Genomic DNA, 15,945 nt, shown 5'->3' with positions numbered 1-15,945 from the left:
AGAATATTTTATTAAGAAATCATTATTTTTTAGAACATAAAAATATTGGTAATTAAAATATTGTGTCCTAAAATACTATGAATAAAATATTTTTTTAGCATTCCGCCAATTTAATTATCTTTGGGAACTAACTATTATCTATATGAATACAGAGACTATTGACAACATCAAAATGATAGCGGAGACAGCTAGAGAATTTGCAGAAAAGAATATCCGTCCGAATATTATGGAATGGGATGAGAGCCAGACATTTCCAAAAGACTTATTTCACCAGTTAGGAGAAATGGGATTTATGGGCGTTGTAGTTCCTGAACAATATGGAGGTTCCGGTCTGGGATATCATGAATATGTTACGATTCTTGACGAGATTTCTCAGGTAGACCCGTCTATTGGTCTTTCTGTAGCAGCACACAACTCGCTTTGCACCAATCATATTTATGAATTTGGTAACGAAGAACAAAGAAACAAATGGCTTCCTCAGCTGGCTTCCGGAAAAGTAATTGGAGCCTGGGGATTAACAGAGCACAATACAGGTTCGGATTCTGGAGGGATGTCGACAACCGCTGTAAGAGATGGTGATGACTGGATCATCAGTGGTGCTAAAAATTTTATTACGCATGCTATTTCAGGAGATATCGCCGTAGTAATGACAAGAACAGGAGAAAAAGGAGCAAAAAATAATTCTACCGCTTTTGTTTTAGAAAAAGGAATGCCTGGCTTCACTTCGGGAAAAAAGGAAAATAAACTAGGAATGCGCGCTTCCGAAACAGCAGAACTTATTTTTGACAGTGTACGTGTACCGGACTCTCATCGTTTAGGTGAAGTAGGTGAAGGCTTCAAACAAGCCATGAAAATTTTGGATGGAGGAAGAATTTCTATCGCTGCACTAAGTTTGGGTACCGCAAGAGGAGCTTATAAAGCGGCTTTAAAATATGCTAAAGAAAGACATCAGTTTGGAAAATCAATCTCTGAATTCCAGGCAATCAATTTTATGCTGGCTGACATGGCAACGGAAATTGATGCTTCAGAACTTCTGATTCAAAGAGCAGCTACCTTGAAAAACGCTAAGCAGAAAATGACAAAAGAAGGAGCTATGGCAAAATTATATGCGTCTGAAGCTTGTGTAAGAATCGCTAATAATGCTGTTCAGATCTTTGGAGGATATGGATATACAAAAGATTTCCCTGCTGAAAAATTCTACAGAGATTCTAAGCTTTGTACCATTGGAGAAGGAACTTCTGAAATCCAGAGATTGGTGATCGGAAGAGATATTACAAAATAATTTTCTTCTATTTTCTGAAATACAGATGATAAGAGATTTTCTTTCTAATTATTTACACCAGTATAGTGGTGAGCCGGTTGTATAATTAAGATCAATCGACATAATGCTCCGGATCATCAGGGTTTACTGTAGACGATAAAAATTAAAAAAAGCTGTTTCTATTTGGAACAGCTTTTTTGCTGTTATAGGTTATCAATTACAGTAATAACAACCAAGTGACAGTTTCTTAATTTTATTCATTAATTCTTAAATAATACACAAATATTATTGTCTCATTTTATGATATTATCAAAAATATACTTTATTTTTATTTTTTTTCCAAAATTAAATCCAGAATTACTATTCTAGTTTTCTTTTATTGATAAGCTTTTTCAATATTATTCAATGCATTGCATAATATTTTAAAGTAATATTCTAAATTTCTCTTAAAAAATTTTGTTTTTCGTAACATATTTTTTATTAGTTTTGATATTCCACAACCAAAATAAGTATTTAATATGAAAAAACAATTAACCCTGATTGGAATGCTCCTTATTACGGGTGTTTCTTATGCGCAGACTGATCGTCTTTGGTCTGAGAACTCCAGAAAAAGCTCATCAGAGATTTTTGAAAACAAATCCAGCATCACCAATCCAAAGGTGTACAGTCTAAACATCAACGGATTGAAAAATGCTCTTGCCAAAGCTCCTAAAAGACTGGCAGTCGGCGAAAAATCAGAACTCATCATTTCTCTTCCTAATTCTGACGGCAGAATGGAAAATTTTAAAGTGAGAGAGAATTCCAACTTTGCTCCTGAGCTGGCAGCAAAATACCCGGACATCAAATCTTATGTAGGCCAGGGCCTAGATGATCCAAACTCTACAGTATACTTCAGTATTTCTCCACTTGGCCTTTCATCCATGGAAATTTACGGTGACAAATCAGCAGTATTTATCGAACCTTATTCAAAAGATCTTTCGACGTATGTAGTTTATAAAAAATCAGACAAGAAACAGGATCTTAACAAGTTTGAATGTACCGTAATTGATGCAGCACAAAAAGGCGTCAACAATTCAGCTCTTGCAGCAAGACCCAATGCTGATGATGCTAAATTAAGAACATTCAGGTTGGCACTTTCCTGTACCGGAGAATACACAACGTATTTTGGAGGAACAAAAGCGCAGGCTCTAGCCGCTATGAACAGTACTATGACCCGTGTAAATGGTGTCTTTGAAAAAGATTTTGCAGCCCGAATGGTTCTTATTGCTAATAATGACGCAGTTATTTATACTAATGCTTCCACAGATCCTTATTCTGCATCATCAGGAATGAGCAACTGGAATTCACAACTTCAAAGCACACTGACATCAGTAATCGGGGAAGCCAATTATGACATCGGGCATTTATTCGGTGCATCAGGAGGTGGCGGAAATGCCGGATGTATCGGATGTATCTGTACCAATGGTTCTAAAGGGAGTGGCTACACCTCTCCTGCTGACGCTATTCCATCGGGAGACAATTTCGATATTGATTATGTGGCTCACGAAATGGGGCATCAGTTTGGTGGAAACCACACTTTCTCCATGAGTAATGAAGGAACCGGAGTTAATATGGAGCCGGGATCAGGGTCAACCATCATGGGATATGCCGGAATTACGAGCCAGGATGTTCAGCCCCACTCAGATGCATTTTTCCATGCGATAAGCATTCAGCAAATCACCAATAATATTAAAGCTAAAACATGCTCTGTTAATACCAATACAGGGAATTCAATCCCAACAGCAAATGCCGGTTCAGATTATACAATTCCAAAAGGAACTCCATTTGTACTAACCGGAACAGGTACAGATGCAGACGGAGATTCTTTAACGTATATCTGGGAACAGATGGACAATGCTTCATCCTCCCAAACAGGAGCAAGCTCAGCGGCAAGTGCGACAAAAGCTTCAGGACCTAATTTCAGATCATGGGCTCCAACAACGGCTCCAGTAAGATACTTCCCGAGAATGGCTTCAGTGCTAACAGGTGCAACGACTACAGCCGGTTCAGAAATTACCGTTGAAGCTCTTTCTTCTGTAGCAAGAACATTAAACTTCAGATTTACGGTTCGTGACAACAAGGCCGGAGGATCAGGAAATAACTCAGACGATGCTGTCATTACCGTAAACAATACTGCAGGACCATTCACAGTAACTTCACAGAACTCAGCAACAACTTACACTGGCGGAAGTTCTCAGAATGTAACCTGGGATATCGCAGGAACTACAGCAAACGGTGTGAATACAGCTAATGTGGACATCTTATGGTCTACAGACAGTGGAAACACCTGGACTACTCTATTGGCAGGAACTCCAAACGACGGATCTCAGGCCGTAACTATTCCTAATGCTACGACAACAACAGGTAGAATTATGGTGAAAGGCACCAATCATATTTTCTTTGATGTAAATAACGCCAATATTAGTGTTAATGCAGGATCCGGAACTCCTGATACGGTTGCACCTACAGCACCTACTCTTGCCGCTTCAGGAACAACTTCTACTACTACTAACCTCTCCTGGTCCGGAGCAACAGACAATGTAGGCGTTACGGGATATGATGTATATCAGGGAGCTTCACTGATTGGTTCTACAGCTTCTACAACCTATACTGTAACATCATTGAGTCCGGCCACCACTTATTCTTTCTCGGTTAAAGCGAAAGATGCAGCAGGAAACACCTCTGTTTCAAGTAATACAGTAAGCGTGACAACTCTTTCAGGGGGAACAGTTACTTACTGCTCAGCTTCAGCATCCAACACTGCTGATGAGAGAATCGGAAATGTAAAATTCGGAACCATCAACAATACTTCAACAGGAACAGCCGGTTATGAAAACTTCACATCAATTTCTACTAATGTAACGAGAGGCACCACATATACCCTTTCTGTAACTCCGGTTTGGACATCTACAAAATATAGTGAAGCTTATGCCGCGTATATTGATTATAACGGTGACGGAGATTTCACAGATAGTGGAGAACTGGTTTGGACAAAAGCAGGTTCTACGACCAGTCCGGTAACAGGATCTGTTACTATTCCTTCAACAGCAACCCTTGGCTCAACAAGAATGAGAGTGATGATGAAATACAGCTCTATTCCTACCTCATCTTGTGAAGCGTATACTTATGGACAGGTAGAAGATTACACTCTTAATATTGTTTCTTCAGGAAAAGGTGATCTGACCAATACAAAAGATCTCATTACTGATATTAAGCTGTATCCAAACCCTGTAAAAGATATATTATATATTTCTAATACATCATCTGAAGACTATAAGATCTTCGATATGGGTGGAAAACTAATTGATTCAGGAAAACTTCAAAGAAGTTCTGTCAATGTAAGCGGACTTATCAAAGGAGCTTATATGATTCAGATCGGAGAGATTACGAAAAGATTCGTTAAGAATTAAGACTTTACAACCAAAACGATGTGAAAGGCTGCTCTCTATGAGCAGTCTTTTTTTATATGATAATTCCATTATGCTATACACCTGCCTATTTTTACATACATAGAATTTAATTTTTTCTTCATAAAAGAGTTCCTTCCTATTATTTTTTGCTAGCTTTGCGAAACACAAATGAAAAATTCACAAGTACATGAAAAAACAATTATTGATGATGGGAATGCTTGCGCTATCAGGTATTTCATCTGCTCAAACAGATCGTTTATGGGCCAAAGGCTCCCATAAAACTTCTACACCTATTTTTGAGAACAAATCCGGAATCAATGATCCGAAAATTTATAAACTTAATATCAACGGATTAAAAAGCATATTATCCAGAGTTTCTCAACGATCAGCAACTGCTGAAAAATCGAGAATCGTTATATCCTTTCCCAGCTCTACCGGAAAAATGGAGCATTTTAACGTGAGTGAAAATTCAAATTTTGATTCTGAGCTGACTGATAAATATCCGGATATCAGATCATACATCGGCGAAAGTACAGATAAATCTTCAACTATTTATTTTAGCATTTCTTCTTTAGGCTTATCATACATGGAGATCTACAATGATAAATCAGCTGTCTTTATAGAACCCTATACAAAGGATTTATCAACCTATATCGTCTATAAAAAATCTGATAGAAAAGATGATTTAAGCCCTTTTGAATGTACAGTTCTTGAATCGGCACAAAAAGGATCAACCACTGCTGTGACAGCTAAAAACGCTAACGATTCCACCTTGAGAACATTCAGGCTCGCCCTTTCATGTACAGGAGAATATGCGGGATATTTTGGTGGAACAAAAGCACAGGCATTAGCAGCTATGAATAACACCCTTACCCGTGTCAATGGAATTTTTGAAAATGAGTTTGCTGCAAGAATGGTACTTATTCCCAATAATGATGCAATCATTTATACCAATGCTGCCACTGATCCATATTCTCCTTCAACTCAAATGAACAACTGGAACCTTCAATTGATGAATACATTAAGTTCAACTATTGGTAATTCGAACTTCGACATAGGCCATTTGTTCGGAAGGGATGGCGGAGGCGGAAATGCCGGATGTATAGGCTGTCTGTGTAATGATGATATGTCAACATATGTGTACCAGGGAGTTACTTATCCTAGTAATTATAAAGGAAGTGGCTATACTTCTCCTTCCAATGGAGGCCCGTCAGGAGATGCTTTTGACATTGACTTTGTAGCTCATGAAATGGGGCATCAGTTTGGAGGAAATCACACCTGGTCTTACGAAACTCAGTTGGATTTAAAGCCCGTTGAACCAGGTTCAGGATCTACCATCATGGGATATGCAGGGATTACCAACTATGATGTTCAAAAAAAATCTGACCCGTTCTTTCATGCCTTAAGCATTGAACAGATTACCAACAGGATCAAGACCGCTACATGCTCTGTAAACTCTCCAACAGGAAACTCAGTCCCTACCGCTAACGCAGGGCCTGATTATACAATTCCTAAAAGCACTCCATTCATGTTAACGGGATCCGGAACAGATGCTGATGGAGACTCTTTAACTTATATCTGGGAACAAATGGATAAAGGAACCTCTTCCGAAACAGGTTCCAACTCCGCCGCTATAGGGACTAAAACTATCGGTCCACTTTTCAGATCATGGACTCCAAACATTTCTCCGGTGAGATATTTCCCTAAAATGTCTTCAGTTTTAGCAAAAAAAACAACCACAGCCGGAGATGAAATTGATGTAGAGGCTTTACCTTCGGTGGCAAGAACATTAAATTTCAGATTTACAGTTCGAGACAACAAACCGGGTGGTGCAGGAAACAATTCAGATGATACAAAGCTTACCGTTACTTCAGCTGCGGGACCTTTTATTGTTACTTCACAAAATACTGCTGTATCCTATATTGGCGGAAGTTCACAAGCTGTAACATGGAATGTGGCAGGAACAACATCCAACGGCATCAATGCCACTCTTGTTGATATTCTTTGGTCTACCGACAACGGAACTACCTGGACAACACTTTTAGCCGGAACCCCCAACAATGGTATGAAAACTGTAACGATTCCTGATATTCCAACCTCTTCAGGAAGAATCATGGTAAAAGGAAATAATCATATTTTCTTTAATGTTAATGATGTCAACATAACAGTTACACCTTCTGACGGAAAACCGACGACCGTTGACCCCAAAACAGGATCAACGGAAGTCAACCTTTATCCCAATCCGGTAGAAGATATTCTGACAGTTTCAAATATGAATACGGGAGAATATAAAATTTATGATATGTCTGGTAGACTGGTTAAAGGTGGGAAACTTCAGAACGGAACTGTGAATGTCCGTGAGTTCACAAGCGGCACATATCTTATTCATATTGAAAATTTTATAAAAAAATTCATTAAGAAATAATTACATTTAAAATTACGTATTATCAGTAAGCAGCTTCATGGTGAGGTTGCTTATTTTTTTCTCCAAGACCATGTATTAATTTTATAATTATATTTTAAATCTAAAATACAATCACTAACAATAATTAAATATATTAATATAAATACGTTTATTTTATTGAAAAAATTCTATAATTTAATTTTTTAATTTAAATTTACGTCAACAATATTATTTTGTCATTGTACTGTAGATCCCGGGAGTATTAAAGCCGTCTAGGTTGATAATGATACCAATGGTTCATTGTATTGATGAAAATTTATGATGCAATGATTACAATTCTTTCTTTATCCGTATCAGGACACAACAGCTTTTATCAAAAAAAGAAAATTGTTTTTCAATGAGAAACTTCTGTCATTTTTATACCTAAGTAATACTCTTCTGATTTTTAAACTATTTTAAAATTATATACTATGAAACATGTATTTAAGTATTTTTTTCTTGCCACCATGGCATTCATCTCCGTAGCATGTGGCCCCGACAGCTATGAGGAAATCAACACAAGCCCGGTTACAATTGTATATTTTAAGAATGCGGATGATTTTGCGTTAACCTACGATCCAAAAGGAACCGTAGATCAATACACCAGAAATCTTGCATTTGACTTATACAAACAAGGAAACTGGAAGGAGCTGGAACATCTTTTTAAAACTTACAAATTAAACGGAGGATGGCCACCGGCAAACGGAGGATACAATATTGTTGATGATGTCCCTATAGTAGCCGGACAAAAATTTGACAGGTACAGCGGTGCTGTGGGAGCATACAACGGCACGGGGGTTCCTACTTTGGGAGGAAGCTTTACAAGCCCTATCATTAATGGATATGTGTATACTTTTACCCAAAGAGCTCTGAACCAGCCTGAAAATACATATGATTTTTATTACGAGATTGATGTATTGAATAATTTACTATCTTTTAAGTCTCAAACAGCTGATATTATTCCCTGGTTTGGCCAGGCCGGAAACGGAAAACAAACCATGTGGAAAATTCCACTTGATGTTACAACGGGGTATCCGAAAACATGGAATAAATTAGCTGAAGAAGGATATATAAAAGTTACCATTAAAAAAAGTCCCAGCGGAAAATATAATAATTTAGTAGGTACCGTTATTCAGTAATAAATAAAATCAAATGTATTCAATATCAAAAAAAATAAGCCTTGGTAAAAAAGCTCTTATAGCAAAAGAAAGTTTCATTAATGCTGAAACCTCTCCATCCGTGGTTACTCAATTCATTTGTCCTGATTGCAACCATGAGAATAGCATCGAAATTATTCCTTACAATTCAGGATTTCCGATCTTTCAGATGTATGACAAAGACCATATCCTTTCTAAATCTGAGCTTCTAAAAAACGGAATGGTTTCTGAAACCTCACAACGAATGATTCATTTTGGGGAATTAACAGTAGATGACCTGCCCACTTTATATTTTGGAACAGCCTGCAAAACCTGCCATTCAAAATACATTTGTGTCTTTAGCTATGGGGAAAAGCAACCGGGTTTAACGATTCTCAACATTTCAGGTATCTGGAAATATAAAGAATTGGAATGATACATTTTTGAATACTGAAAAAAACATTAAGTTCTTAGCATAAAGTCCACAATCTCAGGTTGTGGACTTTTGCATAAAAAATGATCAACTTTACACTGTGCCAATATTCATACATTTCCCTCTGCCACATTTCAAAATTTACAAATCGTTTTCTATCTTTGTGGGAAATAAAAAAATTCATGGATAAAATTGATAGTCTGAACCAAGTAGCAGAATTCCATACTACTTTCAAAGCCCCTATTTTAGATACCCCACAAATTCCTTCTCCTGAAAGATGCAATCTTAGAGTAGAACTTTTACAGGAAGAATTAAACGAACTTAAGCAGGCCATTGCAGATAATGATATTGTAGAAATTGCAGATGCACTTTGTGATCTTCAGTATGTTTTGAGCGGTGCTGTACTTGAATTCGGGCTTGGCAACAAATTTGTAGAGTTATTCAACGAAGTTCAGCGTTCCAATATGTCGAAGGCATGTGATAATGAGGATCAGGCAAAGGAAACTGTTGAATTCTATAAAGAAAAGGAAGTAGAATCTTTTTATGAAAAGTCAGGAGAAAAATACAATGTATACAGACAGGCAGATCATAAAGTATTAAAAAATAAATACTACTCTCCTGCTGATTTAAAATCAATCATCGAAAAATAAGTATGAAAAAATTTATTACCCGTATTGTTGCCGCTTCAAGTCTTTTTTGGGCCACTCAGCAATTGAGTGCTCAAAAGGTAGTCATTAACCGTGAGGTTGATTCTCAAAAAGACGGTAAAATGCTTCTGGGTCATCAATCAAAATCACAATTTTTAAAGGCTCCTTATGCTGACTGGTATGTGAAAGAACATGATGAGTATGCTCTTGATCAGAAAGCCATCAGTGAACTCCGAAAAGAAAGAATAGGATCATATGATGTTATTGTTTTCATGGGAACCTGGTGTGAGGATAGCCATAGAGACGTTCCAAGGTTGATGAAAATACTTGAAGAAGCAAATTATCCGGATAGTAAACTCACCATTATTGCAGTTAACCGTAAAAAAGAGTCTCCTACTGGTGACGAAGGGCTTTATAACATCCAAAAGGTTCCTACCATTATTCTTAAAAGATATGGAAAAGAAGTGGGAAGAATTGTAGAAATGCCTACTTCAGGATACATCGAAAGAGATCTTGCTGAGATCTTAAAAAAGAATGATTCATCTGTCATCAAAGAAATTTTTAAATAGATTTGAGAAATAATAAAGTTATCATATCATTTATAGCCGGTGCAGGAGCTGTATTGCTTGTGTTTTTTGGCCTGAAATCCTGCCTTAACCTTGGCGGAAAAACGGAAAAATCAGACTATTACATTCTGACGAACCAGATTTCCAAAATGAATAAGATGGTAGTGATGGAGCAGAATACTTCCAGTATGCAGAAAACCAAAATGGGCTATGAGGTACTTGGAAAGGAGGTTTCAAGCAACAGTATTATTACGTACACGAAAACCAATGCTCAGGTTTCTTATGATCTTAATAAAATGAAGATCGAAGTAGATTCCATCAACAAAAAGCTGGTGATTACGGAACTTCCCGATGCAGATATCAGAATTACACCAAGCGTTGAGATTCAATCGCTGGATGATTCTTTCTTTAACAGAATTACGGAAAAAGATATTAAAGGGGTTACGGAAAAGGCTAAGGAAACTGCATTGAAATCAATTGATCAAAACCAATTGAGAAGTGAAGGACGTAAACAATTAATGGAAAATCTTGATCATATTTTCGTTTTGGCAAAAGCTTTGAACTATACAATAGAAGATAAGACCGGAAAGATCGGTATTCTTGGACTCTAAAAATTCAGGCTATGAACTCAAAAGAAAATACTCCAAAGAAAGAAGCTGCCAATAGTGCAGAAACAAAAAAACAGATTCAGGATTTCCAGAATATTCCTGCATCATCAAAGAAGACCAACCCACCTGATATTGATAAAGAAGATGTCCAAAAGGCGTCAAAAAATAAATCAGGTAAAATGGATAATACTAAAGATTAAATAAACCCTTCTGGTTTATTTAATCAAGATTGCTTCACCTTGGGTTCGCAATCACGATCTTATACCTTATAAGAGAAAAGGTTCTGTCTTATATTAAACAGAACCTTTTCTTTTATGGGAGTTCTTTCATCCGTTACAATTGCCATCCCTGAACTTAAAAACTAATGATGGAAATAAAAAACAAGACAGATAGAATAAAAAGCCTACATCAACATCGATTTTATAAATTCAGGACTATTGACGGAGCACTTCCGAAAAAATATTTTGAATCTAAAAGGAGATCTGTCATCATATTGGGAGTTACAATAATGATCTTTCTTCTATTATTTTTCTTCACAAACTATAAAGAAACAAGTTTAAAAATTGGAATTTTTGCCGTCTTTTTTACCTTATACAAAATTTATAAAGTATTCACAGAGCCATATATAGTCGTCAATACTAAAGGTCTCACATTGAGAACAGCCCATTTTAGATGGACTAAGATTAAGAAAATCACCCCTGATTATGACTTTAAGACTGAAACTCTGCACTTTCAAATCTTACTAAAAGAAAATACAATAGCTTACGAAAAAGTTGAACATTTTCCTTTTTCAGATTATCTTGCTCTTCTTCTTATTATCAGAACTTTTAAAAAGAAAACCAGGATTCCTTATATTTTCATCAATAAAGGATCAGAAATTAGATCACCAGAGCAGATAAAAATAAGCAAAGTTTTATTTCACTAATCTTTTACCCTGGAATAAAATCGAAAAGTACCGTCTCATAGGAGGCAGTACTTTTCTTCTAACTATCTATCTAAGTGAACTATAATTGATCTATACTATGGTTGATTTTCCGATTTTTACATTTTCAAAGTTATAATAAGATTTTTCCGAATACCTGATATGATCTGCAATAAAACTTCCTACTTCACTGGTTGAATAGTATTGCTTCGTATTAAGATCTATGGTAACATACTTATTTTCAATTGCATGTTCCACAGACTGTCTCAGTTTATCTGCGGCAGGTTTCAGGTTAAGATGATCCAACATCATTGCTACACTCAGAATGGAAGCAATAGGATTGGCAATACCTTTACCTTTTGCTTGTGGATATGAACCGTGAATAGGCTCAAACAATGCATTTTTGTCCCCTACGGAGGCCGAAGGCAGTAATCCGATAGATCCTCCGATGACACTTGCCTCATCAGAAATGATATCGCCAAACATATTTTCAGTCAGAATAACATCAAACTGTTTAGGATTAAGGATTAATTGCATCGCCGCGTTGTCTACAAACATATAGTCTAATTGCACGTCAGGGTAATCCTGTGCAATTTCCTGACAGGTTTTTCTCCACAACCTTGAAGTATCCAATACATTGGCTTTGTCAATAAGTGTCAGTTTTTTATTTCTCTTCTGAGCCTCCTGAAATGCCATATGGGCAATCGGAATAATATCCTCACGACTATATTTACAAACATCATAAGCATAGCCTCCATCAGGATCAGTAAATTTTTCTCCGAAATAAATTCCACTTACCAGCTCTCTGAATATCTGAATATCTGCCCCCTCAATAATTTCTCTTTTAAGCGGACTCTTTTCAATCAGTGAAGAATATGTTTTCAAAGGGCGAAGATTGGCAAACAACCCCAATTCCTTGCGAAGTTTTAACAAACCTTGTTCGGGTCTCACCTTAGCTTCTGGATTGTTATCAAAAGAAGGATCTCCTATCGCCCCGAAAAGAACGGCATCAGATTCCCGGCAGATTTTCAACGTTTCTTCGGGAAGAGGATCTCCCGTCTTAAAAATAGCTTCAGCTCCAATCAAACCATAATCAAATTGAAACTTGTACTCAAAAGCTTCAGCAATGACATCTAATATTTTGATACTTTCATTGATAATTTCCGGGCCAATTCCATCTCCGGGAAGTACTGCAATTTTAAAATACTTGTCGCTCATTTCTTTTTTGTGTTTTTAATTCAAATTCTGTGATGGCCTGTTTTTTACTGATTAAAAAATCAATGTCATCATAGCCATTTAAAAGGCATATTTTTTTATAGGAATCCAATTCAAAAGTTTCCGTGGTATCTTTAAAACTGATAGATTGTAATTCTACATCAATTGCAATCTGATTGTTTGGATTTTCATGAATTCCTTCTAAAATTTCTTTTAAAAATTCTTCAGAAACTTTTACCGGAAGAAGGCCATTATTCAGAGCATTTCCTTTGAAAATATCAGCAAAATAACTGGAAATAATAACTTTAAATCCGTAATCCGTTAGTGCCCATGCTGCATGTTCCCTGCTGCTTCCACATCCAAAATTATTTCCTGCTACTAAAATTTCACCGTTAAATTTTGGATTATTAAGAATGAAATCAGGATTAGGTTCTCCTGTATGAATATTAAACCTCCAATCTCTGAACAGATTTTCGCCAAAGCCTTTTCTGTCTATACTTTTGAGAAACCTTGCCGGAATAATCTGATCTGTATCTATATTTTCAGCCGGCAACGGAACTGCCGTGGATTTTATAATAACTAATTTTTGCATGTACTTCTTCTGTTTAGTTTAAGCTTTCAAAAGCTGAAATTCTACCTTCAATTGCTGCTTTAGCTGCAGTAAGCGGGCTTGCAAGTATCGTTCTGGCTCCCTGCCCCTGACGGCCTTCAAAATTCCTGTTTGAAGTGGAAACACAATATTCTCCATCAGGAATCTTATCATCATTCATTGCCAGACATGCTGAACATCCCGGCTGACGAATCTGGAATCCTGCGTCGTTGAATATTTTATCTAAACCTTCTTCATGGATCTGTTTCACAACTTGCTGAGATCCCGGAACGATAAGCGCTTTTACTGCTTCTGACTTACTTTTTCCTTTAATATATTGAGCTGCAGAACGGAAGTCTTCTATTCTTGCGTTGGTACAGCTTCCTATAAATACGTAATTAACTTTAATACTGGATGGAGATTGTCCCGCTACCAATCCCATATATTGCAAGGCCTTTTCTTCTGATTCATTTTGTGGAACCGGGATCGTCTCACGAATAGAAATTCCCATTCCCGGGTTGGTACCGTACGTGATCATCGGATAAATATCTGATGCATCAAAACTCAGTTCTTTATCAAAACTTGCCCCTTCATCTGTTTTTAAAGTTTCCCAGTAGGCTACTTTTTCTATCCATTCTTCTCCTTTTGGAGCATATTCCCTTCCCTTTACATATTCAAAAGTAGTTGCATCAGGAGCAATCATTCCTCCCCTTGCCCCCATTTCTATACTCATATTACAAACAGTCATCCTTCCTTCCATAGACATTTCCTCAAATACATTTCCGGCATATTCACAGAAATAGCCTGTGCCGCCATCTGTTCCTATTTTTGAGATGATATAAAGAATGACATCCTTGGGCTGGACATTGTCATTTAATTTACCATTTACAGTAATTCTCATTGACTTTGGCTTATTAAGTAACAAACACTGGCTGGCAAAAACCTGTGCTACCTGGCTTGTTCCGATTCCAAAAGCAATACTTCCGAAAGCGCCGTGTGTAGAGGTATGACTATCTCCACACACTATGCTCATTCCGGGTTGAGTAATCCCAAGTTCAGGAGCAATAATATGGACAATGCCCTGGTATTGATGTCCTAAACCGAATAACTCTATATGATTTTTTGTACAGTTCTCTGTGAGTTGCTGAACCTGATTTCTTGATAGTTCATCACGGATTGGTTGTTCCTGGTTTAAAGTAGGAACATTATGATCAGCTGTTGCTACAATTTGCTCCGGTCTGAATATTTCGAGGTTTCTTGATTCCAGTTCTGCAAATGCCTGAGGACTGGTCACCTCATGAATCAGGTGTTTATCTATATATATGATTTGTGGTCCGTCTGGAACTGCATCCACTACGTGAGCATCCCAAACTTTATCAAAAAGTGTCTTTCTATCTTTGTTCATTTTACTTTTATCTTGATTTACATAAAACCTTATCCTATCTTTCTGTTAAAAGCTGTCATCATCAGGCTTAGATCATCATTACAAATTTCTTTTTTCATATCAGCAACTTTTAAAAATTCCTGATATAAGTAATCAAGTTCATTTTTAGTTACTTCATAGCCAATATGCTTAAATCTGTATGCTAATGCAGAACGTCCGCTTCGTGCTGTCAGAATAATAGACGATTCATTAACACCTACTTCTGCAGGGTCAATAATTTCGTAAGTTTCCCTGTTTTTAATTACCCCGTCCTGATGAATTCCTGAGCTATGAGCAAAAGCATTGGCTCCTACAATAGCTTTATTAGGTTGCACAGACATTCCCATTAAATCAGAAACCATTTGACTCATCTCATTCAACATCCTGGAGTTAACATTGGTATGAAGATTTAAATCTTTATGTTGTTTCAGAATCATGACTACCTCTTCCAAAGCTGTATTTCCGGCTCTCTCGCCAAGCCCGTTGATAGTACATTCAATCTGGCGTGCCCCGTTGATCACTCCGGCAATAGAATTCGCGGTTGCCAATCCTAGGTCATTGTGACAATGGCATGACAGCACTGCTTTTTCAATACCTTTTACGTTTTCTCTAAGATATTTTATCTTTTGGCCATATTCTTCCGGAAGACAATACCCCGTAGTATCAGGAATATTCAATACCGTAGCTCCGGCTTTAATCACTGCTTCACATACCTGAGCCAGATATTCATTATCTGTTCTTCCCGCGTCTTCCGCATAAAATTCTACATCTTCTACATAGCTTTTAGCATATCGCACTGCTTCAGCAGCCCGCTCTAAAATATCTTCTCTTGTAGAATTGAATTTATATTTGATGTGAGAATCGGAAGTTCCAATTCCCGTATGTATCCTTGGTTTCCTTGCAAATTTTAAAGCTTCTGCTGCTGCATCAATATCTTTTTTGTTGGCTCTTGTCAGTCCACACACTTTAGCATTTCTTACGAGTTTTGAAATTTCGGAAACAGATTCAAAATCACCGGGACTGGAAATTGGAAATCCTGCTTCAATGATATCAATCCCTAGTTCATCAAGCCTTTCAGCAATAATCAGCTTCTGTTCCGTATTCAGTTTGCATCCCGGAACCTGTTCCCCATCCCTCAACGTGGTATCAAAAATTTCAATTTTTTCGGAATTCATAAATGAAGTTTTTTACTTAATTTTGATCCAAAACTACAGCTTGTAATATTTTTCGATTTTCATCTTTTCAGAAAATTA

The 15,945-nt window shown here is 36.9% G+C and carries 14 protein-coding genes; 10 read left to right on the top strand and 4 right to left on the bottom strand.

Translation table 11 applies throughout. The features are described from left to right. The first annotated feature begins 142 nt into the window (after nucleotides 1–142). The 10 genes from C1631_RS01995 (at nucleotide 143) to C1631_RS01950 (ending at nucleotide 11,468) form a co-directional block, all read left to right on the top strand. Nucleotides 143–1,282, top strand: coding sequence for an acyl-CoA dehydrogenase family protein (locus tag C1631_RS01995; RefSeq protein ID WP_109710085.1), 1,140 nt, complete (start codon nucleotides 143–145; stop codon nucleotides 1,280–1,282). Nucleotides 1,283–1,779: 497 nt separating this feature from the next. Beyond that, nucleotides 1,780–4,710, top strand: a complete 2,931-nt coding sequence (locus tag C1631_RS01990; RefSeq protein WP_109710084.1) for a reprolysin-like metallopeptidase — start codon at nucleotides 1,780–1,782, stop codon at nucleotides 4,708–4,710. Nucleotides 4,711–4,897: 187 nt separating this feature from the next. Further along, nucleotides 4,898–7,135 (top strand): zinc-dependent metalloprotease, encoded by a 2,238-nt coding sequence (locus tag C1631_RS01985; protein ID WP_109710082.1) that lies wholly within the window; start codon nucleotides 4,898–4,900, stop codon nucleotides 7,133–7,135. Nucleotides 7,136–7,584: 449 nt separating this feature from the next. Beyond that, nucleotides 7,585–8,292 (top strand): glycohydrolase toxin TNT-related protein, encoded by a 708-nt coding sequence (locus C1631_RS01980; RefSeq protein WP_109710080.1) that lies wholly within the window; start codon nucleotides 7,585–7,587, stop codon nucleotides 8,290–8,292. Between the two features lie 13 nt (nucleotides 8,293–8,305). Beyond that, the gene (locus C1631_RS01975; protein ID WP_109710078.1) at nucleotides 8,306–8,725 is read left to right on the top strand and encodes a hypothetical protein; all 420 of its coding nucleotides are present in this window, start codon (nucleotides 8,306–8,308) and stop codon (nucleotides 8,723–8,725) included. Between the two features lie 179 nt (nucleotides 8,726–8,904). Continuing rightward, nucleotides 8,905–9,372, top strand: coding sequence for a pyrophosphohydrolase domain-containing protein (locus C1631_RS01970; protein WP_103249868.1), 468 nt, complete (start codon nucleotides 8,905–8,907; stop codon nucleotides 9,370–9,372). Nucleotides 9,373–9,374: 2 nt separating this feature from the next. After that, nucleotides 9,375–9,938, top strand: a complete 564-nt coding sequence (locus C1631_RS01965; RefSeq protein WP_103249867.1) for a TlpA family protein disulfide reductase — start codon at nucleotides 9,375–9,377, stop codon at nucleotides 9,936–9,938. Between the two features lie 2 nt (nucleotides 9,939–9,940). Continuing rightward, nucleotides 9,941–10,546: a DUF4230 domain-containing protein gene (locus C1631_RS01960; RefSeq protein ID WP_103249866.1), complete on the top strand. Its 606-nt coding sequence runs from the start codon at nucleotides 9,941–9,943 to the stop codon at nucleotides 10,544–10,546. 11 nt (nucleotides 10,547–10,557) lie between these two features. After that, the gene (locus tag C1631_RS01955) at nucleotides 10,558–10,743 is read left to right on the top strand and encodes a hypothetical protein (protein WP_103249865.1); all 186 of its coding nucleotides are present in this window, start codon (nucleotides 10,558–10,560) and stop codon (nucleotides 10,741–10,743) included. Between the two features lie 164 nt (nucleotides 10,744–10,907). Then, entirely contained in the window at nucleotides 10,908–11,468 is a 561-nt protein-coding gene (locus tag C1631_RS01950) for a hypothetical protein (protein WP_109710076.1), read from the top strand. A 90-nt stretch (nucleotides 11,469–11,558) separates the two neighbouring features. Here the strand turns inward: C1631_RS01950 and leuB are convergent, their stop codons facing one another. The 4 genes from leuB to C1631_RS01930 are packed head-to-tail and all read right to left on the bottom strand — an operon-like array spanning nucleotide 11,559 to nucleotide 15,867. Beyond that, entirely contained in the window at nucleotides 11,559–12,683 is a 1,125-nt protein-coding gene (gene leuB / locus C1631_RS01945) for a 3-isopropylmalate dehydrogenase (protein ID WP_103249007.1), read from the bottom strand. Next, the gene (gene leuD, locus C1631_RS01940) at nucleotides 12,664–13,272 is read right to left on the bottom strand and encodes a 3-isopropylmalate dehydratase small subunit (protein WP_109710074.1); all 609 of its coding nucleotides are present in this window, start codon (nucleotides 13,270–13,272) and stop codon (nucleotides 12,664–12,666) included. Before leuD ends, leuB begins: the two co-directional genes overlap by 20 nt. 13 nt (nucleotides 13,273–13,285) lie before the next feature. Continuing rightward, entirely contained in the window at nucleotides 13,286–14,674 is a 1,389-nt protein-coding gene (leuC, locus tag C1631_RS01935) for a 3-isopropylmalate dehydratase large subunit (RefSeq protein WP_109710072.1), read from the bottom strand. A gap of 29 nt (nucleotides 14,675–14,703) precedes the next feature. Then, nucleotides 14,704–15,867: a 2-isopropylmalate synthase gene (locus C1631_RS01930; protein WP_109710070.1), complete on the bottom strand. Its 1,164-nt coding sequence runs from the start codon at nucleotides 15,865–15,867 to the stop codon at nucleotides 14,704–14,706. Nucleotides 15,868–15,945: the final 78 nt, after the last annotated feature.

This window comes from Chryseobacterium phosphatilyticum (assembly GCF_002899825.2).
Lineage (GTDB): Bacteria > Bacteroidota > Bacteroidia > Flavobacteriales > Weeksellaceae > Chryseobacterium > Chryseobacterium phosphatilyticum.
Note: the sequence above shows the minus strand (reverse complement) of the source record. Positions and strands in the feature narration are given on the sequence as shown.

Bases quoted from the DNA above. Each gene is read 5' to 3' on its own strand.
- C1631_RS01985 (WP_109710082.1), top strand. From the start codon at position 4,898: ATGAAAAAACAATTATTGATGATGGGAATGCTTGCGCTATCAGGTATT.
- leuB (WP_103249007.1), bottom strand. From the start codon at position 12,683: ATGAGCGACAAGTATTTTAAAATTGCAGTACTTCCCGGAGATGGAATT.
- C1631_RS01990 (WP_109710084.1), top strand. From the start codon at position 1,780: ATGAAAAAACAATTAACCCTGATTGGAATGCTCCTTATTACGGGTGTT.
- leuD (WP_109710074.1), bottom strand. From the start codon at position 13,272: ATGCAAAAATTAGTTATTATAAAATCCACGGCAGTTCCGTTGCCGGCT.
- C1631_RS01975 (WP_109710078.1), top strand. From the start codon at position 8,306: ATGTATTCAATATCAAAAAAAATAAGCCTTGGTAAAAAAGCTCTTATA.
- C1631_RS01995 (WP_109710085.1), top strand. From the start codon at position 143: ATGAATACAGAGACTATTGACAACATCAAAATGATAGCGGAGACAGCT.
- C1631_RS01930 (WP_109710070.1), bottom strand. From the start codon at position 15,867: ATGAATTCCGAAAAAATTGAAATTTTTGATACCACGTTGAGGGATGGG.
- C1631_RS01980 (WP_109710080.1), top strand. From the start codon at position 7,585: ATGAAACATGTATTTAAGTATTTTTTTCTTGCCACCATGGCATTCATC.
- C1631_RS01965 (WP_103249867.1), top strand. From the start codon at position 9,375: ATGAAAAAATTTATTACCCGTATTGTTGCCGCTTCAAGTCTTTTTTGG.
- C1631_RS01950 (WP_109710076.1), top strand. From the start codon at position 10,908: ATGATGGAAATAAAAAACAAGACAGATAGAATAAAAAGCCTACATCAA.
- C1631_RS01955 (WP_103249865.1), top strand. From the start codon at position 10,558: ATGAACTCAAAAGAAAATACTCCAAAGAAAGAAGCTGCCAATAGTGCA.
- leuC (WP_109710072.1), bottom strand. From the start codon at position 14,674: ATGAACAAAGATAGAAAGACACTTTTTGATAAAGTTTGGGATGCTCAC.
- C1631_RS01970 (WP_103249868.1), top strand. From the start codon at position 8,905: ATGGATAAAATTGATAGTCTGAACCAAGTAGCAGAATTCCATACTACT.